Source organism: Kitasatospora sp. NPDC101235 (genome assembly GCF_044767505.1).
In the GTDB taxonomy this organism is placed as follows: Bacteria; Actinomycetota; Actinomycetes; order Streptomycetales; family Streptomycetaceae; genus Kitasatospora.
Genome location: NZ_JBIWNZ010000002.1, coordinates 1 through 18,673, shown reverse-complemented (window position 1 = coordinate 18,673; position 18,673 = coordinate 1). Strand labels below are relative to the sequence as shown.

Here is an 18,673-nt window from a genome sequence, read left to right as displayed (position 1 = left end):
GTCCCGGCCGCCGTACGGGCGGCGGCCGGGAAGCCGCCCGGGATCAGTCCAGCACCGGCAGCAGCTCCGGCAGGTGCCCGTCCGAGGCCAGCGCCGCGGCCTGCCGCTCGGCCGGCACCTCGCCGTACGTGGTGGTGCGCTGGCGGTGCGGGCGCCCCGCCGCCCCGGCGATCGCCTGGAGGTCGCGCACCGACTTGTGACTCCCGTACGCCGAGCCCGCCATCCGCGAGATGGTCTCCTCCATCAGCGTGCCGCCGAGGTCGTTGGCCCCCGAGCGGAGCATCTCGGCCGCGCCCTCGGCGCCCAGCTTGACCCAGCTGGTCTGGATGTTGGGGATGTGCGGGTGCAGCAGCAGCCGGGCCATCGCGACCACCGCGCGGTTGTCCCGGGCGCTCGGGCCGGGCCTGGCGATGCCGGCCAGGTAGACCGGGGCGTTGGTGTGGATGAACGGCAGGGTCACGAACTCGGTGAAACCGCCCGTCCGCTGCTGGATCTCCGCGAGCAGCCGCAGGTGGCCCAGCCAGTGCTCCGGGGTGTCCACGTGCCCGTACATCATCGTGGACGAGGAGCGGATGCCCAGCTCGTGCGCGGTGGTGACCACCTCGACCCAGGTGGCGGCCGGCAGCTTGCCCTTGGTGAGCACCCAGCGGACCTCGTCGTCCAGGATCTCGGCGGCCGTGCCCGGGATGGTGTCCAGGCCGGACTCCTTGGCCCGCTGCAGCCAGTCCCGGACCGACAGCCCGGTGCGGGTCGCGCCGTTGACCACCTCCATCGGCGAGAAGGCGTGCACGTGGATGCCGGGCACCCGCTCCTTCACCGCGCGGGCGATGTCGAAGTAGGCGGTGCCGGGCAGGTCCGGGTGGATGCCGCCCTGCATGCAGACCTCGGTGGCGCCCACCTCCCAGGCCTGCGCGGCCCGGTCGGCGACCTGCTCCAGGGAGAGGGTGTAGGCGTCCGCGTCGGTGCGGCGCTGGGCGAAGGCGCAGAAGCGGCAGCCGGTGTAGCAGACGTTGGTGAAGTTGATGTTCCGGGTGACGCAGTAGGTGACGTCGTCCCCGACGGCGTCCCGGCGCACCGAGTCGGCGATCCGGCACAGCGCGTCCAGGGCCGGACCGTCCGCGTGGAACAGGGCCAGCGCCTGGTCGTCGGTCAGCCTCGTCGGGTCGTCCGCGGCCACCGCCAGGGCCTCCCGGAGGTCCCCGGCCAGCCGCTCGGGGGCGCCCTTCGCGAGCACCTGCTCGCGCAGCACCTCCCAGTCGCCGTACACGTCCTCGAAGTCGGCCCGGCGGTCGCCGGTGCGGCCCTCGGTGTCGATGGTGGCGTGCAGGTCGGTGCGCCCGTACGACTCCGGCAGGTCCTCGGGCTCCTGCCAGGGCAGGCCGCGGACGACCGCGTCCGGGTCGGCCAGGCCGGTGGCCGGGTCGGCCAGGGCGCGCACGTGCGGCAGCACCCGCGGGTCCAGCCAGGGCTCGCCGCGGCGCACGTACTCGGGGTAGACCGCGAGGCGCTCGCGCAGTGCGAAGCCGGCCGCCGCCGAGCGCTCGGCCAGCTGCTCGATCTGCGGCCACGGGCGCTCGGGGTTGACGTGGTCCGGGGTGAGCGGGGAGACCCCGCCCCAGTCGTCGATGCCGGCCGCGATCAGCCGCTCGTACTCGCCGTCCACCAGGTTCGGCGGGGCCTGGAGGCAGGCGGCCGGGCCCATCAGGTGCCGGGCCACCGCCACCGTGGCCACCAGCTCGTCCAGTTCGGCGTCCGGCATGCCGCGCATCGCGGTGTCCGGCTTGGCCCGGAAGTTCTGCAGGATCAGCTCCTGGACGCCGTGGTAGGCGCGGGAGACCTTGCGCAGCGCGAACAGCGACTCGGCGCGCTCCCGGTACGTCTCGCCGATGCCGATCAGCAGGCCGCTGGTGAACGGGACGGAGCTGCGCCCGGCGTCCTCCAGCACCCGCAGCCGGACGGCGGGCTCCTTGTCCGGGGAGCCGAAGTGCGGCCCGCCGGGCTCGCTCCACAGCCGGGTGGCGGTGGTCTCCAGCATCATGCCCATGGAGGCGGAGACCGGCTTGAGCCGCTGGAAGTCCGTCCAGCTCAGCACCCCGGGGTTGAGGTGCGGCAGCAGGCCGGTCTCCTCCAGGATGCGGATCGACATGGCGCGCACGTAGGCGATGGTGTCGTCGTAGCCGTGCGCGTCCAGCCACTCGCGGGCCTCGGGCCAACGGTCCTCGGGCTTGTCGCCGAGCGTGATCAGGGCTTCCTTGCAGCCGAGTTCGGCGCCCCGGCGGGCCACCTCCAGCACCTCGTCCGGGGACATGTACGCCCCCAGGCTTCGCCCGGGAGGTGCCCCCACCGTGGCCCGAGCCCGGCGGAGCCTGCCGGGGACGGTGGCGAACGTGCAGTAGTGGCACTTGTCGCGGCAGAGCCGGGTGAGCGGGATGAAGACGCTCTTGGAGTAGGTGATGACGCCGGGGCGGCCGGCCGCTTCGAGGCCGGCGTCCCGGACCCGCGCGGCACTGGAACAGAGGTCGAGCAGGTCCTCGCCTCTGGCCTGGAGCAGCACGGCGGCCTCGGTCACGTCGAGGGCGACGCCGTCCCGGGCGCGGCGCAGGGCGCGGCGCATCGCGTTCGCGGTCGGCGGGGTGCTGGCGTCCGTGGCGGTTCCGTCCATGGCGCGACCCTACGCCAGCGATGGGACCCAGGGTGGATCCAACCCTGAGGCCGTCTCAGGGTCGGTGTACCCAAGAAGGCCACCCCGATCTGCCCCCACAGGGCGATGACGGCGGCGGCGCGGCGGCCTCTAATGGAGGAGCAGGAGCAAACACACGCGGACGCGGAGGAGTTGAGGACGCCATGACCAATGAGAAGGCGGCGGGGGACGATCTGGACGGCGGCGTGCCGTACCGCTCCCGGCGACGCGTCCTGATGCGCGCCGGGGTGCCGGTGGCGGTGGTCGCGGTGATCGCCGCCGGGGTGGGGCTGGTCCCGGCGCTGGCTGCCGACGGCGCGCCCGACCTGCCGGCGCTGACGGCGGAGCAACTGGTCGCCAAGGTGCTCGGCTCCGAGACGCAGGCGCTGTCCGGGACGGTCTCGATCAGCACCGACCTCGGTGTGCCCGGCCAGCTGCTGGGCGCGGCCGGCGGGGCGGTCGGCGGGCACGGCGGCGACAGCCAGGGCTCCGCCGCGGACCCGAAGTCCAAGCTGCTCGGCCTGCTCGGTGGGGACCAGACGCTGCGGATCGCGGTGGACGGCCCGGACCGCCAGCGGGTGGACGTGCTGGAGAAGATGGCCGGCTACAGCCTGGTCCGCAACGGTGACCAGGCCTGGGCCTGGGACAGCTCGTCCAACACCGCGGTGCACATGACCGGGCGGGCCGCCGGCGAGCAGCACGCCAAGGCGCCGCTGTCCGAGCTGCCGACCACCCCGCAGGAGGCCGCCAAGCAGTTCCTGGCCGAGAGCGCCGGCACCACCTCGGTGACCGTCGCGGAGACGGCCAAGGTGGCGGGGCAGAACGCCTACCAGCTGAGCGTGAAGCCCACCCAGTCCGGTTCGACCCTCGCCGAGGTCCGGATCGCGGTGGCCGCCGACAACGGGGTGCCGCTGTCGGTGGCGGTGAAGTCCGTCGACGGCAGCACCGTGCTGAACGTCCGCTTCACCCAGGTCTCCTTCGCCAAGCCGGCCGACAAGACCTTCGACTTCACCGCCCCCGCGGGCGCCAAGGTGACGGAGCAGAAGGCGGACGGCGCGGCCAAGGGCGCGCCGGGCGAGGCCCGGGAGCACCGGGGCACCGGGGCGCCCGGGGGCGTCAACGTGATCGGCGAGGGCTGGACGACGGTCGTCTCCACCCGGCTGCCCAGCGCGGTGGACGCGGCGCCGAAGGGCGACGCCAAGGGCGGCAAGCACGGCGGCCACGGGGACAAGGCGGCGCAGTCGCTGAACCCGCAGGCCATGGTGAAGTCGCTCGGCAAGCCGGTCGACGGCGGCACCCTGGTGAGCACCAAGGTGCTCAACGTCCTGCTGACCGACGACGGCCGGGTCCTGGCCGGCGCGGTGACCCTGCCGGTCCTCCAGCACGCCGCTGGGGTGAACTGACGGATGACCAAGGCTCCCGTAACGGGGGACGTTACGGAGCCGGCCGGGGGTACGGGCGCGGAACCGCGCCCGTACCCCGCGCCCGTTCCACCCGCCTCCCCCGCCTCCCCTGCCTCTCGCGACGCCGCCTCTCCCGATGCCGCCCCTCGTGAGGCCGCCGACCCGCCCGGTTCCGGCACCGACGACGTCATCCGGACCCGCGGCCTGACCAAGCGCTTCCGCAGCGGCCAACTCGCCGTGGACGGCCTGGACCTGGCCGTGCCGCGCGGCTCCGTCTTCGGCTTCCTGGGCCCCAACGGCTCCGGCAAGACCACCACCATCCGCATGCTGATGGGCCTGATCGCCCCCACCTCGGGCGTGGCCACCGTCCTCGGCGAGTCGATGCCGCAGTCCGTCGCCACCGTGCTGCCCCGGGTGGGTGCGCTGATCGAGGGCCCGGCCCTGTACGGCTTCCTCTCCGGACGGGACAACCTGGTGCGCTTCGACGCCGCCGACCCGACCGCCGACCCCCGCACCCGCCGGCAGCGGGTCGACACGGCGCTGGAGCGGGTCGGCCTGAGCGCCGCGGCGGGCAAGAAGGCCCGCGCGTACTCGCTGGGCATGAAGCAGCGCCTGGGCCTGGCCTCCGCCCTGCTCCAGCCGCGCGAGCTGCTGGTGCTGGACGAGCCGACCAACGGGCTGGACCCGCAGGGCATGCGGGAGATCCGGGCGCTGGTCCGGGAGGTCGCGGCGGAGGGCACCACGGTGTTCCTCTCCTCGCACCTGCTGGACGAGATCGAGCAGGTCTGCACCCACGCCGCGGTGATGTCCCGGGGCCGGCTGGTGGTGCAGGGCACCGTCGCCGAGCTGGCCGCCCGGGCGCAGGGCCGGCTGGTGGTCCGCACCCCGGACGTGGCGCGGGCCGCGGAGGTGCTGGCGGCCCACCGGGTCACCGCCCTGGTGCCCGGCGAGGACCGGGTGGACGGCGAACCGGGCGTCCTGGATGAGGAGGCGCTGCCCAGGCTGTGCGCGGCGCTGGTCGAGGCCGGGGTGCGGGTGCACGGCTTCGGGCTGGAGCGGGGCACGTTGGAGGACGCCTTCGTGGCGCTGACCGGGGAGGGCTTCGATGTCGCGGGCTGAGGCGCTGTCGCAGGCGCAGAGGCCGTCGCAGGCCGGGACGCCGCCGACCGGCACCGGCCGGCGGCCGCAGACGGCGGCCGGGTTCCTGGCGCTGTTCCGCAGCGAGCTGCACCTGACCTTCCGCCGGATGCGCACCAAGGTGCTGCTGGGCATCCTGGCGGCGCTGCCGATCCTGATCGGCGTGGTGATCAAGCTCAACACGGACAGCCCGCACGAGGGCGGCGGCGGTCCGAGCTTCATCGCACAGACGACGCAGAACGGGCTCTTCCTGGTCTTCACCGCCCTCGCGGTGGCCCTGCCGGTCTTCCTGCCGATGACGGTGGGCGTGGTCGCCGGGGACTCGGTGGCGGGCGAGGCGGCCGCCGGGACGCTGCGCTACCTGCTGGTCGCCCCGGCCGGGCGGACCAGGCTGCTGGCCGCCAAGTTCACCGCCGGACTGGTGTTCTGCCTGGCCGCCACGGCGGCGGTCGCGGTGACGGCACTGGCCGCGGGCGCCGCGCTCTTCCCGCTCGGCCGGGTCACGCTGATCTCCGGGGACACCATCGGCCTCGGCGACGCGCTGCTGCGCGCCCTGCTGGTGGCCCTGGTGGTCGCGGCCTCGCTGGCCGGGCTGGTGGCGATCGGGCTGTTCGTCTCCACGCTCACCGGCAGCGGCATCGCGGCGATGGCCGCCACCGTCGGGCTGGTGATCACCGTCCAGATCATGGACGCCTTCCCGCAGCTGCACGCCATCAGCCCGTTCCTGTTCTCCCACTACTGGCCGAGCTTCGCGGACCTGCTGCGGGCACCGATGCACTGGGACGGCGTGCTGAAGGACCTCGGCCTCCAGGCCGCCTACGTCGCCGTGTTCGGCTCGGCGGCCTGGTCCCGCTTCACCAGCCGGGACATCAGCGCGTGACGGCCTCGCGGGCGGCCGCCTCCGCGGGTGCGGGCTGCGGCCGTGCCGCGGCCCGCGCCGCGCGGTCGGCCCGCACCTGGCGCAGCGCGTCCCAGGTGAGCACCGCGAGCGCGGCCCAGACCAGGCCGAAGCCGGCCCAGCGGGCGGGCGGCATGGACTCGTGGAACACCGCGACGCCGATCAGGAACTGGAACACCGGCGCCAGGTACTGGAGCAGCCCGAGCACGGTCAGCGGCACCCGGACGGCGGCCGCGCCGAAGAACAGCAGCGGGATCGCGGTGATCACCCCGCTGAGCATCAGCAGCCCGGAGTGCCCCCAGCCGTACGAGCCGGCCACGGTGTGCCCGAAGGTGCCGCGCCCGGAGACCTCCAGGTAGACCAGGTAGCCGAGGGCGAACGGGAACATGAAGGCGCTCTCGGCCGCCAGGCTCTCCAGCCCGCTCAGCCCGACCTGCTTCTTCAGCAGTCCGTAGGTGGCGAAGGAGAGCGCCAGGGTGAGCGCGATCCAGGGCAGCTGCCCGTACGCGACGGTCAGCACGGCGACGGCGGCCGCGCCGATGCCCACCGCCGTCCACTGCGCGCTGCGCAGCCGCTCCTTGAGCACCAGGACGCCGAAGGCGATGGTGACCAGGGGGTTGATGAAGTAGCCGAGGCTGGTCTCGACCACGTGCCCGGCATTGACGGCCCAGATGTAGACGCCCCAGTTCACCGAGATCACGGTGGCCGCCCCGGCCAGCATGGCGAGCCGGCGGGGCTGGCGCAGCAGCGGGCGTATCCAGCCCCAGTGCCGCTGGGCGATCAGCAGCAGGACGACCGCGACCAGGGACCAGACCATCCGGTTGGCCAGGATGTCGTCGGCGGCACCCGGTTCCAGCAGCGGCCAGAACAGCGGGAAGAGTCCCCAGATGCCGTAGGCGGCGACGCCGTACCAGAGTCCCCGGCCGTTGTCCTGCTGGTCTGTGTCCGCCATGGCCGAGTGTCCTCCCGCGCGCGTGTGTCGAGGCGACGGTAGCGGGCGGGAGGGGCGACTGTCATCTCCGTTTTCGGATTTTGGTCATGACATTGCTTGAGTGCCGGACACGTCCGGCGCCTCCGGGGCCCGGAGCTGCGACGTTCCGGAGTCCACGGCCGCGACCGCTCAGGGGTCCGGGGGACGCGACCGCTCAGGGGTCCGGGGGGCGCGGCGGCTCAGGAGTCCGGGGGGCGCGGCGGCCAAGGAGCCCCGGGGTCGCGGCGGCCAAGGAGTCTCGGGGTCGCGGCGGCTCAGGCGTTCAGGGCCGCACGGACGGACTCGGCCAGCGGGACGGTCGGACGGCCGATCAGCCGGGCCAGGTCGCCCGGGGTGCCGGCCAGCTCGCCGCGCGCGATGCCCGCGTCCACGTCCACCAGGACCTCGGCGAAGCCCTGCGGCAGGCCCGCGCCGACCAGGGCGTCCAGGTGCTCGGCCGGGGTGACGTCCCGGTGCTCGACCGGCCTGCCGGAGGCCTGCGCCAGCTCGGCGGCCAGCTCGGGCAGGCTCCAGGCGGCGTCTCCGCTCAGCTCGTACACGGCGTTCCCGCGGTCGTCCTTCGCGGTCAGGACCGCGACCGCGGCGTCCGCGTAGTCCCGGCGCGGGGCGGTGGCGATCCGGCCCTCCCCGGCGCTGCCGAGCACCACGCCGCGCGCCACCGTGCCGGCCGCGTCGCCCAGGTAGTTCTCGGTGTACCAGCCGTTGCGCAGGAACGCGTACGGCAGACCGGAGGCGAGGATCAGCTCCTCGGTCGCCTTGTGCTCGTCGGCCAGCCGGAAGGTGGCCGCGCCGGGCGCGCTGGTGTAGGCGAGCAGCGCGACCCCGGCGGCCTTGGCGGCCTCCACCACGGCCCGGTGCTGCGGGATCCGGCGGCCGACCTCGCTGCCCGAGATCAGCAGCACCCGGTCGCCCCCGGCGAAGGCACCGGCCAGGGTCTCCGGCCTGTCGTAGTCGACCACCCGGACGGCCACACCGCGTGCGGCCAGGTCGGCGGCCTTCTCGGCGGAGCGGACGGCGACGGCCACCTCGCTCGCGGGGACCTCGGCCAGCAGGCCCTCGACGACGAGACGGCCGAGCTGGCCGGTGGCACCGGTGACGACGTACATGGTGGGCTCCTCAGGGATGGTGAAGCGGTTCTGACCTCGAAACTCACCCTAGAGATGGCACTAACCTTTCGAAAGTACGCACTTCAAAGTAGGGTACTGACATGAAGGTAAGCGAGCTGAAGCCCGGCGGGCTGCCTCCCGCCGACGTCTTCGACCGGATGTGTCCCTCCCGGGGCGTGCTGGAGCACGTCACCAGCCGTTGGGGCGTGCTGGTGCTGGGCGCGCTGAACGAGCGCGGCTACCGGTTCAGCGAGCTGCGCCGCAAGGTCACCGGAGTCAGCGAGAAGATGCTCGCCCAGACCCTCCAGACGTTGGAGCGGGACGGCTTCGTGCTGCGCGAGGCGCACCCGGTGATCCCGCCGCGGGTCGACTACAGCCTCACCCCGCTGGGGCGGGAGGCGGCGGAGCTGGTCGCGGCACTGGCGCACTGGTCGGAGCGGCGGGTGCCGGAGGTCGAGGCGGCGCGCCAGGAGTACGACGGGCGGGCTACCGCCCTGCGATGAGGGCGTCGAGCCCGTCCAGGACCCGGGCCAGGCCGAAGGCGTAGGCGTGGTCCGGGCTGTACGCGCCGCCGTGCGCCTCACCGGCCGCGGCACCGACCCGCGCGGCGACCGGGTAGCGCTCGGGGTCGAAGACCCGGGCGAGCAGCCCGGCGTTGGCGGCCCACCACTGCTCGTCGGTCATCGCGCTGTCCTGCCGGGCGGCGCGCTCGTCGACGGCCATCCGGGCACAGGTCTGGACGAAGCCGAGCAGGTGGGCCAGCGCGGCGTCCAGGTCGACGTCGGACAGCCCGGTGCCCTCGAAGGCCCGCAGCTCGTACTCGTACTTGGCCATCAGGCCGGGCCCGAGCGGCGGGCGGCTGGTGGAGACGGTGGCGACCCACGGGTGGGCGCGGTGCAGCGCGCGGTTGTCGTCCGCGACGGCGGTGACCCGGGCCCGCCAGCCCTGGTCGGCGGGGGCGCTGCGGGGCATCGTGGCGTAGACGGTGTCCAGCATCAGGTCGAGCAGCTCGGCCTTGCCGGGCACGTAGGTGTAGAGCGCCATCGGGGAGAGCCCCAGCTCCTGCGCGACCCGGCGCATGGTGACGGCGTCCACGCCCTCGGCATCGGCGAGGGCGATCGCGGTGGCGGCGATCTCACCGGTCGAACGCGCCTGCCGGGGCCCGCGCCGGCCGGGCTTCTCCTCGGCGGTGAACCCCCAGAGCAGGGCGAGGGTGCGGGCCGGGTCTCCTGCGCTGCTGCGGTCGGTGGCCATGGGCCCATCGTTTCACGCACCGGCAGGGGGCCTTGACGGAGCGGACGGCTACCGTCTCCCCATGACCAGCCCGACCAACCCGCCCGGTCCGACCGGCCCCGAACCGCTCCCCGGGACGGACACCGCCCGGACCCTCCGCCCGCGGGTGACCTGCCGCCGCTGCCACCGGCCGCTGCACGACCCGGAGTCGCGGATGCTGCGGCTGGGCCCGGAGTGCCGGGACCCGGCGGAGCGGGTCGCACGGTTCGACGTCGACCAGGAGCCGCTGCCCGGGGTGGGGTAGGACGGCCCGGGGCGACCGCCCTCAGCCTCTGCCGAAGAGGCGGCGCAGGCGGCCGGGGCGGGGCTCGCCCGCAGGCTCCGGCTCCTCCGTCGCCCCCGGTCGGTCCGCCGTCCCCGGTCGGTCCGCCGTCCCCGGTCGGTCCGCCGTTTCCGGTTCGGTCTCCGCCCCGGCGTCGGCGGCGTCCTCCCGGGCCGTCAGGTGCCGGGCGAGCGCGCGGTCCTCGTCGGACATCCAGGGCGCGGCAAGCACCAGAGCGGACAGCGAGCGGAGGATCGTCACCACCCGGGTGCGGCGGGCCCTGGCGCCGTGGTGCAGCCGCTGCTGGAGCAGGGCGGCGACGTCGGCCCGGGTCCGCGGCTGGGTCCAGCCGATCGCGACCAGCGCGAAGCCGGCCGCCTCGACCACCCAGTCCTCCGGGCCGAGCAGCAGGTCGCGCAGCACGCGGCGGCGCTCGGAGCCCTCCCAGGGCTGGTCGGTGCGGTGGTGGGCGATGCCGAGGCAGGCGAAGACCTGGACGGCCCGCACCCAGAGCTCGGGCTGGTGGGCGAGCAGGGCGCGGCCGAGTTCGTCCTCGCGCGGCATCGGCGGGTGGACCAGGACGCCGAGCAGGTCGTCCAACGGCAGCCCGGCCAGCCGGACGGCGTGGTCGTAGGCGGCGGGGACGGTCGGCCAGAAGATCTCGGCGGTGGCGCGGACGAGTTCGGCGCTCTGCGGCGCGGGCGAGGCGACGGCCGGGCGCGGGTCGGTGCCGTCCCAGGCCCAGATCCGGATGGTGGGCTCGGTCAGCGGCAGCCGGGGGTCGGGCTCGCCGACGGCCTGGTAGCCGACGGTGGAGCGCGGCAGCGCGAGCCGGACGGCCAGCACCGAGCTGGGCGGCTCCACGGTGGAGGCCGTGCAGTCGATCTCGGTGTCGCGGTCGGTGCCGGAGGCGGCGAGCACCTGGTGCAGCACGTTGACGGTGGCCTCGGTGGCGCCGGAGACCAGGCCGAGCCAGGGCTCCCGGTGGCTCAGCCGCTCCAGCAGCTCCTGGGCGTACTCGTGCTCGGGGTGGGCGCGGTGGTGGTCGGCCAGGCCGAGCAGGTGGGCCGGGTCGCCGTCGAGGGCGTGGCGCAGCCCGTACCGGGCCGGGCCGGCCTTGGGGTGGTCGGGCTCGGCGGCGAGCACCCGGTCCAGCCAGGGCAGGCCCTCGGCGGGGCGGCCGAGGGCGCCGTACAGCTCGGCGACGTCGACGGCGAGGTAGCTGCTGGAGTCGTCGCGGTCGGGTGCGACCCTCGCCAGCTCGGCCTCCCAGACGGCGAGCGCCCGCTCCGGGCGGCCGGCCGAGCGCAGGGCGTTGCCGAGCATCACCGCGGGCAGGTAGCCGGGGGTCAACCGGTGGGCCCGCTCGGCGAGTTCGACGGCGCGGGCGGTGTCGCCGAGCCGACGGGTCAGACCGGAGGCCATCGCCAGCAGCGGCACGTGGTCGCCGTGGCGGGCCAGCACGGCCTGCACGAAGTCGTGGAACGGCCGTACGGCGTCGGCCGGTTCGGCCGGGAGCGGGTCGGGCAGCGCGCCGGTCGCGCGGGCCACCGCCTGGGCGACGGCGTCCGGGTCGACCAGGCCGGGCAGGTCCTCGCGGGCGAGCCAGGCGGCGTGCGCCCAGGGGCGGGCCGGCTCGTACTGGATGGCGGAGGCGAGCAGACCGACGGCGGTGTCCCAGTCCCCGGCGGCGGCCTCCACGTGGGCCCGGCAGGCCACCGTGCCGAGGTACACCCGGCCGTCCAGCGGGAACAGCTCGCGGGCCGCCGCCGGGCCGCCCGCCGCCGCGCACAACTCGGCCAGCGCCTCGTGCAGTTCGGGCAGCTGGGGATCGGCGAGTACCGCGTCGCAGAGGTGGTCGGCGGCGTGCCTCAGGTCGCCGGAGTGGATCGCCAGCCGGGCGACCGCGACCTCACCCTCGGCCGCCAGTCGCTCGTCGCCATCGTCGCCGCTTCGACCGCTCATTCGCCCCTGCTCCCCCGGTGGCCTCGCCCTGTTCCGTCCCGCTCCGCACGAGGCTATCCGGCGCGACCGACAGCCTCATGATCACCCCGGAGGCGGCCGTCGTCCAGCTCGTGGATCGGATACGACTCGTACGGGTGGTTTAGACCTCCGAGGGGCACGGCCGGCGGTCGGCGCCCACCACGATGTCCGAGGTTCTTCGCCGGCGAAGTGCCAACCCTGCCACCGGAATCGAGGACATCGATGAAGCTCTCGCGCACCCTGCCACTGGCGGCCTCCGCCGCCCTTCTGAGCACCCTCGCCATCGCCGGCCAGACCGCCCCGGCCTCCGCCGCCGGCTCCTTCGTGGTCAGCGAGTCCCAGTTCAACCAGATGTTCCCGGACCGGAGCGGCTTCTACACCTACAAGGGCCTGGTCGACGCCCTGAGCGCCTACCCGGAGTTCACCACCACCGGCAACGACGCCACCCGCAGGCGCGAGGCGGCGGCCTTCCTCGCCAACGTCAGCCACGAGACCGGCGGCCTGCGGTACGTCGTCGAGCAGAACACCGCCAACTACCCGCACTACTGCGACGCTTCGCAGCCGTACGGCTGTCCGGCCGGGCAGTCCGCGTACTACGGGCGCGGGCCGCTCCAGCTGAGCTGGAACTTCAACTACAAGGCGGCCGGCGACGCCCTGCACATCGACCTGCTGCACGACCCGTACAGGGCCGAGAAGGACCCGGCCGTCTCCTGGAAGACCGCCCTCTGGTTCTGGAACAGCCAGACCGGCGCCGGGCGGATGACCTCGCACGACGCCGTCGTCAACGACAAGGGCTTCGGCGAGACCATCCGCACCATCAACGGCGCCCTGGAGTGCGACGGCAAGAACCCGGACCAGCGCGACGACCGGATCAACCTGTTCAGGAAGTTCGTCGGCGCCCTGAAGACGGACGTCGGAGGCGGCAGCCTCTCCTGCTGACGGGGCCCTCGGCCCGGAGTGGGAAGTCGACCGGGCCGACTTCCCACTCCCTGTCAGTGCCGGCTGCTTCACTGGCGCCCTACGTCGAACGAAGGTGTGGCCGCGATGGGTGTGCTGACCGACTACTTCCGCGCGGCCGATGCGGCAACGGTCGTCCGGGCGCTGGAGCTCAGGGACGGCGGGCTGCCGCCGCTCGACGGCGACGGCTCCTCCGACGAGGCCTTCGACGGGGCCTTCGACGGGGTGGAGGCCAAGGGCGTCGATCCGGACGTCCTGCTCGGCCAGCTGGTGGCGGCCGCCCTCGGGGAGCCGTGGCGGGTCGACCTGGTGACGGAGACGGCGGTCTGGCCGACCACGCCGAAGCCCGGCCCGTCCGGGCCCGAGGACGAGGACGACCCGTGGGCGACGGGCCCGTGGGCCGCCGAGCTGGGCACCGCCGCCCGGGACGCACTCGCGGGGGTGCCCGACGAGCGCGTGCCGGAGGTCGTCGGACGGTGGGCCGAGGCGGAGGAGTGGGACGGCGCCGACCAGTCCGATCTGCTTCCGCTGGCCGAGGAGTTGATATCCCTCGCCCGGCGGGCGCGGGCGGCCGGCGAGCAGCTGTACTGCTGGATGAGCCTGTAGCGGCCCGAGGCTCAGCGGATCACCGGTGCGGCGCCGGTCGCGGCCAGCGAAAGCTCCCAGAGGCGGGCGGCCTCGTCGGGGTCGAGGGCGTACGGACGGACGCCGCCGTCGTCCATCGGGGTGTCCGGGCCGCAGAGCCGGGCGACCTCGCAGTCCTCCAGGTAGAGGCCGCCGCGGCCGTCGAGCAGCGGCGAGGTGGCCGCCCACAGACCGGTCGCGGCACCCTGGGAAGGAGTCTTGAAGCCCGCGCCGATCACCCTGCCCTGCGCGTCCACCCAGCCGCGCTCGACCTGCTCCTGCCGGGTCATCTCCCGCTGGAGCCCGGTGATGATCTTGCCCGGATGGAGCGCGAACGCCCGCCCGGTGCGGCGCACGGCGGGCGGGCGCCGGCGATATGCCGCGCTCGACGTGCAGTGGCTGGAGATCTGCATCAAGCTGCGCGAGTCCGGCATGCCGCTCGCCGACCTCCGCCACTTCGCCGAACTGGTACGGCAGGGACCGGGCAACGAAGCCGACCGGCTGCGGCTGCTGGACGTCCACCAGCAGCGCGTCGACGAGCGGATCCGGGCACTGGAGGAGTGCCGCTCGCTGATCGCCTGGAAGGCCGCCGTCTACGCCGACCACCTGGCTCGCGGCGAGGCCGCCGGGCTCTGGGACCCGACGGCGGGTTCGCCGGCGGACCCGCCGCCCGCTCCCCGTCAGTCGTCCTCGCCCTCCTCGTAGGGCGGGATGGTCCAGCGCAGCACCGTGCCGCCCGCGCCGTCGGCTTCGAGGGTGACCGGAAAGGCCTGGCCCCAGTCCCGCCCGCCGTGGTGCCGGAGCGAGTGGTCTCCCTGGCACCAGTCGATCCCGAGCACCCGGCAGCCACCCACCTCGATCACGCCGGCCTTCAGCGGGTGGTGCACGCCCGCCCGCCGGAAGCGGAGGTAGTCGACGTGCTTCTCCACCATGACGGCCACCCCCCTGCGCCACAGGCCGCCCCGCCAGGTGCTGAGCTCGGCCTCCAGCGCGACCGCCTCCGCCACCGGAAGGTCGAGCCACCCGTACGGTCCCTGGACGCCGCCGTGCTGGGGGATCCGCTCGCCACCGAACCGCGCGTGGGCGTCGTCCTCGTACCGGCCCCAGTAGGAGAGGTCGGCGAGCCCGTCGGCCGGCTCGTCCTCCAGCCCCGTCCACGCGTCCAGCCCCACGGCGTCGCCGACCACCATGCCGGACCGGTCGACCGGCAGGTCCCCGAGCAGCACCGGACCGTCCACGCCCTCGGGCCATGGCAGGCCGAGCTCGATCTCCAGGGTCGCGACGGTCGGCTCCTCGTCGAACACCGACGGTTCGGTGGTGGCCCGCACCGCCAGCGGGCGGTCGGCGGCGGCCGGTACGGCGACCGCCTCGCACTCCCCCTCCCGCAGGTGCCCGCCACCCGCCTTCGCCGCCGCCGCGGCCCGCCGCTGTACGCCCGGGTCCTGGAGCGCATGGGCCGGGCGGACGAGGCGATCCGGATGCTGGGCCAGGTCCTGCCCGTCGTCCCGCACGTCGCCTGGCTGTACGCCGACCTCCTCGCCGGCCAGGGCCGGATCGACCGGCTCCACGAGCTGGCCGCCGGCGAGCACGCGCAGCTCGCCCGGAACCGGTACGCGGAGGTGCTGGAGGAGCAGGGGCGGGTCCGGGAGGCCGAAGCCGTCCTGCGCGAGGCCCTCGAAGCGGACGGCCGGCACGCCCGTTGGCGCCTCATGACCTTCCTGGCCCGCCAGGGACGCCTCGACGAGGCCGTCGACGTCGGACGGCCCACGTACGAGCACGCCGAAGGGAACCTCCTCCTCCACGAGGCGATCGAACTGCTGATCAGGGCGGGCCGCCCGGAGCGGGCGCTGGAGCTCGTGGACGGCCTCGGCGCCGCGTACGTCGACGCGCATTGCGATGTACTGCGCCACACCCGGCTGCGCCTGCTCGCGAAGGCCGGGCGCTACGCCGAGGGCATCGCGGAGGCGCGGGCCCTGAGCGAGCGGGAGCCCGGCCAGTGGGACACCACGCTGGCCTGGCTGCTGGATCTGGACGGCCGGACGGACGAGGCCCTCGACCTGCTCCGGTCGTCCACCGAGCACGGGGCCCACCGAGCGGTTGCCGAGATCCTGAGCAGGCACGGCCGCTACGCCGAGGCCGTCGCCGCCATCCCCACGGTGCCCGCCCAGCGCGAGGCCTGGGAGCGGCGCTGAGACAGGAGGCCGCCGACCGGCCGGCCCGGATATTTCAGTGAGAGAAATATCCAGGTGCTCGGAGGCGTTGCGCCAGGCGTCGGCGCGGGAGGTCCGCGCGAGGCTGGAAGGAGTGCGGCGCCGTGCGCGTGGAGATCTGGAGCGACGTCAACTGTCCGTGGTGCTACGTCGGCAAGGCCCGGTTCGAGCAGGCGCTGGCGGCCTTCCCGCACCGCGAGGAGGTGGAGGTCGTCCACCGCTCCTTCGAGCTGGACCCGCGGGCGCCGCACGAGGCGCGTCCGGTCGTGCCGCTGCTCGCCGCCAAGTACGGGATGAGCCTGGAACAGGCCGAGGCGGCGGAGGCCCGGATCGCCGAGAACGCGCACGCCGAGGGCCTGCCGTACCTGCGCGAGGGGCGCGACGCCGCGAACTCCTTCGACATGCACCGCCTGCTGCACTTCGCCAAGGAGCACGGCCGCCAGGGGCAGCTGCTGGACGCGCTGTACCGGGCGAACTTCGCCGAGGAGCGCTCGGCCTTCGAGGCGGGCCGCCTGGTCGAGCTGGCCGTCGAGGCCGGGCTGGACGGCGAGGCGGCCGCGGCCGTCCTGGCCGACCCGGAGGCCCACGCGGAGGCGGTGCGCGAGGACGAGACCACGGCAACCGCCATGGGGGCGACGGGCGTGCCGTTCTTCGTCCTGGACCGGCGGCTGGGCGTCTCCGGCGCCCAGCCCGCGGAAACGTTCACCCGGGCGCTGGAGCAGGCCTGGGAGAGCCGGGTCGCCCTGCCGCTGACGCCGCTCGCGCCGAAGGAATGAGGCGTGCGGCAGCAGGAAGCCGGACGGGCCGACTTCCGTGCTAGCGGTCGAGGGAGTCGAGGAACTCCGGCCGCAGCCGCCAAGGGCTGCCGTCCTCCGTCTCGACGTGGTACACGGGCCCGACGTGGCCGCCGTCCCGGTCGTCGGCCACGATGACGCATTCAAGGACCACGCCCCGGGTGCCCACGATCGTCTCGCCCAGGTGGCCGAGTTCGGGGCGCGGCGGGTCCGGGGTGGTCAGCGCCACCCGCTCGCCGCGGGCAAACGTGGCCTCGTCGGGCCAGGGAGTCGTCACACCAGCAGGTTACGGGCCCTGCCCGACTGACCTGGACTCGGCAACTGCTGTCGGGCTTGCGGAAGTCACCCCCGCACGAACCCGTGGCTCCGCTCCACCTTCGCCACGTGCAGCGTGTAGCGCTGGTACCACTCGGCCTGCCCGCGCCGCTGCGCCGCGCGGTGCTCGGCATTGGTCCGCCACTCCGTGAGGGCGTCGGCGTCACGGAAGTACGCGACGGTGATGGCCAGCCCGCCAGGAGTCTGCGCGTAGTCCATCCCCAGGTACCCAGGGATGCCCTTCACCAGGTCTTCCATGCGTTCGTTGGTCTCGCTGTAGCCGCTCTGGTCCTGGGTTCGCACCGCAGTGAAGACAGCCGCGTAGTAGGGGGGTTCATAGGCCTCGACGGGCACGACAGGCGCTTGCGCATCATTGCTCACGACGTCACCGTAAGGCGGGGCGCACCTGACGATCCAACGTCTTTGCCGAACGGGATCCACAAGGGATCCAGCTCTTTGCCAAACCGTCGGAGCTCCTCCGCCGGGGAACACCGGGGCGAACGTCGACCGGTGCGGCACTAGTCGTAGAAGAACTGGCGGAGGTCCTCGACCGAGCCCGGGCCGAACAGGAAGGCCTCGAAACCGGCGACCGCACGGGGCGGTGGCGGCCCGTCAGCGCCGAGCCGCCGCAGCCAGGTCTCACCCTGCTCCCCCACCGCATGGACGGCGGAGAGCAGTTCGGCCATCCCCGCGGGCCGCGGCGGGGTCACCCCGGTGACGGGGACGAGTTCCCAGCCGCCGGCCCGGGCGGCGAGCCGGAGCACGCCCGCCCAGGTGGCGATGCGGCAGAGCCGGTTGCGCAGGGGCAGTTCGACGGACGGATCCAGGTAGCCGAGTCCGACGGTCGCGGCGGCGAGGTCGTCCATCACCTGGCGCTCGACGGGGCTGCGGATCCAACGGCCGTCCTGGGCCTCCTCGATGGCGGCGTGCCACCACTCCCAGGTGCTGTCGAGGCGGGTCGTGAACTCGCCCGTGCGGTCGGGCTCGGGCGCGTTCTGAGTCGAGATCACGAGATCGATCACTTTCGCTTCAGGGCGGTGCCGGTGCTGTCCCATCGCTCTCGGGCCCGGCCGGGCCGCGACGGCCCGGCCGGCCCTCCCGTGATCTCCTCAGGCGGTCCCGCCCAGGACGGAGTCGAGACGGTTCAGGACGTGGGGCCAGCCCTTGCCCATGCCGTCGTACGCCTGTCGGCCCATCGGGGAGTCGAGGTCGAAGCCCGCGTGGACGAGGACGAGGCGGGTGCCCCCACCCTCCGGGTGCAGCGTCCAGGTGATGGTGGTGTCGAGCGAGCCCTCGGCGAACCGATAGGCCAGCAGCCGCTGGTCGTCCACCTCGGTCACCTCGCAGGGCTGGCTGCCGAAGTTGCCCATGTCGAGGGTGAAGCGGTGCCCGACGACGGGCTTGATGTCGCCGGCGGCCCACCAGCGGGCGTGGAGGTCAGGGTCGGTCAGGGCCTTCCACACCGCCGCCGGCGGGTGGGGCAGGAACTTCTCGCAGGTGATGGTGTTGTTCTCGGTCATGTCCCGTTGTCTTCGTCCAGAAGGTCGGACAGCGCGTCCAGGCGCTGCTTCCAGTAGTGCTCGAACGGATGCAGCCACTCGCTCACCTCGGCCAACCGTGCCGGTTCGAGGTGGTGGAAGCGGTGTCGGCCACGTGGCTCCTCGCGCACCAGCCCGACGGCACGGAGCACCGCCAGGTGCTCGGAGACCGCGGGCCTCCCGAGCTCGAACATCCCGGCCAGTTCCCCTGTGGAGCGAGGGCCTTCTCGCAGACTTTCGAGCAGTCTGCGACGCACTGGGTTGGCCAGCGCGCCGAACACGTCCGTTGGCATGACACCAGTATGCGTCGGAAATTTCCGACGCGTCAAGAACCTCCGACGCGTCCGGGGACTGGGGACAGTCACCTGCCCGCCACGCCCGGCCCGCTGCCGGCCCGGAAATGCGAAGAACCCCCATCCGGGTCCCGGATGGGGGTTCTTCTGAAGAATTGTTCGGCGGCGTCCTACTCTCCCACAGGGTCC

At 74.0% G+C, this 18,673-nt stretch carries 21 protein-coding genes and 1 pseudogene; 10 read left to right on the top strand and 12 right to left on the bottom strand.

Annotated elements, in window-relative coordinates:
• Positions 1 to 43: 43 nt before the first annotated feature.
• Entirely contained in the window at positions 44 to 2,662 is a 2,619-nt protein-coding gene (locus ACIRRH_RS03585) for a bifunctional FO biosynthesis protein CofGH (RefSeq protein ID WP_403061185.1), read from the bottom strand.
• A 182-nt stretch (positions 2,663 to 2,844) separates the two neighbouring features.
• On the opposite strand from ACIRRH_RS03585, the gene ACIRRH_RS03580 reads away from it, so the two are divergent.
• The 3 genes from ACIRRH_RS03580 to ACIRRH_RS03570 are packed head-to-tail and all read left to right on the top strand — an operon-like array spanning position 2,845 to position 6,100.
• A complete protein-coding gene (locus ACIRRH_RS03580) occupies positions 2,845 to 4,083 on the top strand; it encodes an outer membrane lipoprotein carrier protein LolA (RefSeq protein ID WP_403061182.1) in 1,239 nt (412 codons plus the stop codon).
• A gap of 3 nt (positions 4,084 to 4,086) precedes the next feature.
• Positions 4,087 to 5,202, top strand: coding sequence for an ABC transporter ATP-binding protein (locus tag ACIRRH_RS03575; RefSeq protein ID WP_403061180.1), 1,116 nt, complete (start codon positions 4,087 to 4,089; stop codon positions 5,200 to 5,202).
• On the top strand, positions 5,189 to 6,100 hold the full coding sequence (locus ACIRRH_RS03570; protein ID WP_403061177.1) for an ABC transporter permease: 912 nt from the start codon (positions 5,189 to 5,191) through the stop codon (positions 6,098 to 6,100). The genes ACIRRH_RS03575 and ACIRRH_RS03570 overlap by 14 nt, the downstream gene beginning before the upstream one ends.
• On the opposite strand, the gene rarD is transcribed toward ACIRRH_RS03570, so the two are convergent.
• Positions 6,090 to 7,070, bottom strand: a complete 981-nt coding sequence (gene rarD / locus ACIRRH_RS03565) for an EamA family transporter RarD (RefSeq protein ID WP_403061174.1) — start codon at positions 7,068 to 7,070, stop codon at positions 6,090 to 6,092. The two genes, ACIRRH_RS03570 and rarD, sit on opposite strands and share 11 nt — an antisense overlap.
• 293 nt (positions 7,071 to 7,363) lie before the next feature.
• Positions 7,364 to 8,215 (bottom strand): SDR family oxidoreductase, encoded by an 852-nt coding sequence (locus ACIRRH_RS03560; protein ID WP_403061171.1) that lies wholly within the window; start codon positions 8,213 to 8,215, stop codon positions 7,364 to 7,366.
• A 101-nt stretch (positions 8,216 to 8,316) separates the two neighbouring features.
• Here ACIRRH_RS03560 and ACIRRH_RS03555 point away from each other — a divergent pair, with 101 nt between their 5' ends.
• Positions 8,317 to 8,718, top strand: a complete 402-nt coding sequence (locus ACIRRH_RS03555; protein ID WP_403061168.1) for a winged helix-turn-helix transcriptional regulator — start codon at positions 8,317 to 8,319, stop codon at positions 8,716 to 8,718.
• Here the strand turns inward: ACIRRH_RS03555 and ACIRRH_RS03550 are convergent.
• A complete protein-coding gene (locus ACIRRH_RS03550; protein WP_403061165.1) occupies positions 8,702 to 9,469 on the bottom strand; it encodes a TetR/AcrR family transcriptional regulator in 768 nt (255 codons plus the stop codon). The two genes, ACIRRH_RS03555 and ACIRRH_RS03550, sit on opposite strands and share 17 nt — an antisense overlap.
• 61 nt (positions 9,470 to 9,530) lie before the next feature.
• Between ACIRRH_RS03550 and ACIRRH_RS03545 the strand changes: the two genes are divergently transcribed.
• Complete coding sequence (locus ACIRRH_RS03545) at positions 9,531 to 9,752, top strand: DUF6011 domain-containing protein (RefSeq protein ID WP_403061162.1); 222 nt, start codon at positions 9,531 to 9,533, stop codon at positions 9,750 to 9,752.
• A 21-nt stretch (positions 9,753 to 9,773) separates the two neighbouring features.
• On the opposite strand, the gene ACIRRH_RS03540 is transcribed toward ACIRRH_RS03545, so the two are convergent.
• Complete coding sequence (locus ACIRRH_RS03540) at positions 9,774 to 11,735, bottom strand: hypothetical protein (protein ID WP_403061159.1); 1,962 nt, start codon at positions 11,733 to 11,735, stop codon at positions 9,774 to 9,776.
• A gap of 240 nt (positions 11,736 to 11,975) precedes the next feature.
• Between ACIRRH_RS03540 and ACIRRH_RS03535 the strand changes: the two genes are divergently transcribed.
• Together ACIRRH_RS03535 and ACIRRH_RS03530 are read left to right on the top strand one after the other, a co-directional pair.
• On the top strand, positions 11,976 to 12,692 hold the full coding sequence (locus ACIRRH_RS03535; RefSeq protein ID WP_403061156.1) for a chitinase: 717 nt from the start codon (positions 11,976 to 11,978) through the stop codon (positions 12,690 to 12,692).
• A gap of 105 nt (positions 12,693 to 12,797) precedes the next feature.
• The gene (locus ACIRRH_RS03530; protein WP_403061153.1) at positions 12,798 to 13,316 is read left to right on the top strand and encodes a hypothetical protein; all 519 of its coding nucleotides are present in this window, start codon (positions 12,798 to 12,800) and stop codon (positions 13,314 to 13,316) included.
• An 11-nt stretch (positions 13,317 to 13,327) separates the two neighbouring features.
• Here the strand turns inward: ACIRRH_RS03530 and ACIRRH_RS03525 are convergent.
• A pseudogene (locus ACIRRH_RS03525) lies at positions 13,328 to 13,675 on the bottom strand (oxidoreductase); the annotation flags it as partial.
• Here ACIRRH_RS03525 and ACIRRH_RS03520 point away from each other — a divergent pair.
• Entirely contained in the window at positions 13,644 to 14,039 is a 396-nt protein-coding gene (locus tag ACIRRH_RS03520) for a MerR family DNA-binding protein (RefSeq protein WP_403061150.1), read from the top strand. The pseudogene ACIRRH_RS03525 and the gene ACIRRH_RS03520 overlap by 32 nt on opposite strands.
• On the opposite strand, the gene ACIRRH_RS03515 is transcribed toward ACIRRH_RS03520, so the two are convergent.
• Complete coding sequence (locus ACIRRH_RS03515; RefSeq protein WP_403061147.1) at positions 14,015 to 14,845, bottom strand: hypothetical protein; 831 nt, start codon at positions 14,843 to 14,845, stop codon at positions 14,015 to 14,017. The genes ACIRRH_RS03520 and ACIRRH_RS03515 overlap by 25 nt on opposite strands.
• On the opposite strand from ACIRRH_RS03515, the gene ACIRRH_RS03510 reads away from it, so the two are divergent.
• Together ACIRRH_RS03510 and ACIRRH_RS03505 are read left to right on the top strand one after the other, a co-directional pair.
• On the top strand, positions 14,813 to 15,526 hold the full coding sequence (locus ACIRRH_RS03510) for a tetratricopeptide repeat protein (protein WP_403061144.1): 714 nt from the start codon (positions 14,813 to 14,815) through the stop codon (positions 15,524 to 15,526). The genes ACIRRH_RS03515 and ACIRRH_RS03510 overlap by 33 nt on opposite strands.
• Before the next feature lie 122 nt (positions 15,527 to 15,648).
• Positions 15,649 to 16,320, top strand: a complete 672-nt coding sequence (locus tag ACIRRH_RS03505) for a DsbA family oxidoreductase (RefSeq protein WP_403061141.1) — start codon at positions 15,649 to 15,651, stop codon at positions 16,318 to 16,320.
• 40 nt (positions 16,321 to 16,360) lie between these two features.
• Here ACIRRH_RS03505 and ACIRRH_RS03500 read toward each other — a convergent pair whose 3' ends face one another.
• From ACIRRH_RS03500 to ACIRRH_RS03480, 5 genes are all read right to left on the bottom strand, one after another.
• On the bottom strand, positions 16,361 to 16,615 hold the full coding sequence (locus ACIRRH_RS03500) for a hypothetical protein (RefSeq protein ID WP_403061138.1): 255 nt from the start codon (positions 16,613 to 16,615) through the stop codon (positions 16,361 to 16,363).
• A gap of 65 nt (positions 16,616 to 16,680) precedes the next feature.
• Entirely contained in the window at positions 16,681 to 17,034 is a 354-nt protein-coding gene (locus ACIRRH_RS03495) for an antibiotic biosynthesis monooxygenase family protein (RefSeq protein ID WP_403061135.1), read from the bottom strand.
• Positions 17,035 to 17,171: 137 nt separating this feature from the next.
• On the bottom strand, positions 17,172 to 17,663 hold the full coding sequence (locus tag ACIRRH_RS03490) for a hypothetical protein (RefSeq protein WP_403061132.1): 492 nt from the start codon (positions 17,661 to 17,663) through the stop codon (positions 17,172 to 17,174).
• A gap of 99 nt (positions 17,664 to 17,762) precedes the next feature.
• Positions 17,763 to 18,173, bottom strand: a complete 411-nt coding sequence (locus ACIRRH_RS03485) for an SRPBCC domain-containing protein (RefSeq protein ID WP_403061129.1) — start codon at positions 18,171 to 18,173, stop codon at positions 17,763 to 17,765.
• The gene (locus ACIRRH_RS03480) at positions 18,170 to 18,484 is read right to left on the bottom strand and encodes a helix-turn-helix transcriptional regulator (protein ID WP_224285451.1); all 315 of its coding nucleotides are present in this window, start codon (positions 18,482 to 18,484) and stop codon (positions 18,170 to 18,172) included. The genes ACIRRH_RS03485 and ACIRRH_RS03480 overlap by 4 nt, the downstream gene beginning before the upstream one ends.
• Between the last annotated feature and the right edge of the window lie 189 nt (positions 18,485 to 18,673).

Coding starts and splice junctions, on each gene's coding strand:
- ACIRRH_RS03585 (WP_403061185.1), bottom strand. CDS start 2,662: ATGGACGGAACCGCCACGGACGCCAGCACCCCGCCGACCGCGAACGCG.
- ACIRRH_RS03580 (WP_403061182.1), top strand. CDS start 2,845: ATGACCAATGAGAAGGCGGCGGGGGACGATCTGGACGGCGGCGTGCCG.
- ACIRRH_RS03575 (WP_403061180.1), top strand. CDS start 4,087: ATGACCAAGGCTCCCGTAACGGGGGACGTTACGGAGCCGGCCGGGGGT.
- ACIRRH_RS03570 (WP_403061177.1), top strand. CDS start 5,189: ATGTCGCGGGCTGAGGCGCTGTCGCAGGCGCAGAGGCCGTCGCAGGCC.
- rarD (WP_403061174.1), bottom strand. CDS start 7,070: ATGGCGGACACAGACCAGCAGGACAACGGCCGGGGACTCTGGTACGGC.
- ACIRRH_RS03560 (WP_403061171.1), bottom strand. CDS start 8,215: ATGTACGTCGTCACCGGTGCCACCGGCCAGCTCGGCCGTCTCGTCGTC.
- ACIRRH_RS03555 (WP_403061168.1), top strand. CDS start 8,317: ATGAAGGTAAGCGAGCTGAAGCCCGGCGGGCTGCCTCCCGCCGACGTC.
- ACIRRH_RS03550 (WP_403061165.1), bottom strand. CDS start 9,469: ATGGCCACCGACCGCAGCAGCGCAGGAGACCCGGCCCGCACCCTCGCC.
- ACIRRH_RS03545 (WP_403061162.1), top strand. CDS start 9,531: ATGACCAGCCCGACCAACCCGCCCGGTCCGACCGGCCCCGAACCGCTC.
- ACIRRH_RS03540 (WP_403061159.1), bottom strand. CDS start 11,735: ATGAGCGGTCGAAGCGGCGACGATGGCGACGAGCGACTGGCGGCCGAG.
- ACIRRH_RS03535 (WP_403061156.1), top strand. CDS start 11,976: ATGAAGCTCTCGCGCACCCTGCCACTGGCGGCCTCCGCCGCCCTTCTG.
- ACIRRH_RS03530 (WP_403061153.1), top strand. CDS start 12,798: ATGGGTGTGCTGACCGACTACTTCCGCGCGGCCGATGCGGCAACGGTC.
- ACIRRH_RS03520 (WP_403061150.1), top strand. CDS start 13,644: ATGATCTTGCCCGGATGGAGCGCGAACGCCCGCCCGGTGCGGCGCACG.
- ACIRRH_RS03510 (WP_403061144.1), top strand. CDS start 14,813: ATGCTGGGCCAGGTCCTGCCCGTCGTCCCGCACGTCGCCTGGCTGTAC.
- ACIRRH_RS03485 (WP_403061129.1), bottom strand. CDS start 18,173: ATGACCGAGAACAACACCATCACCTGCGAGAAGTTCCTGCCCCACCCG.
- ACIRRH_RS03480 (WP_224285451.1), bottom strand. CDS start 18,484: ATGCCAACGGACGTGTTCGGCGCGCTGGCCAACCCAGTGCGTCGCAGA.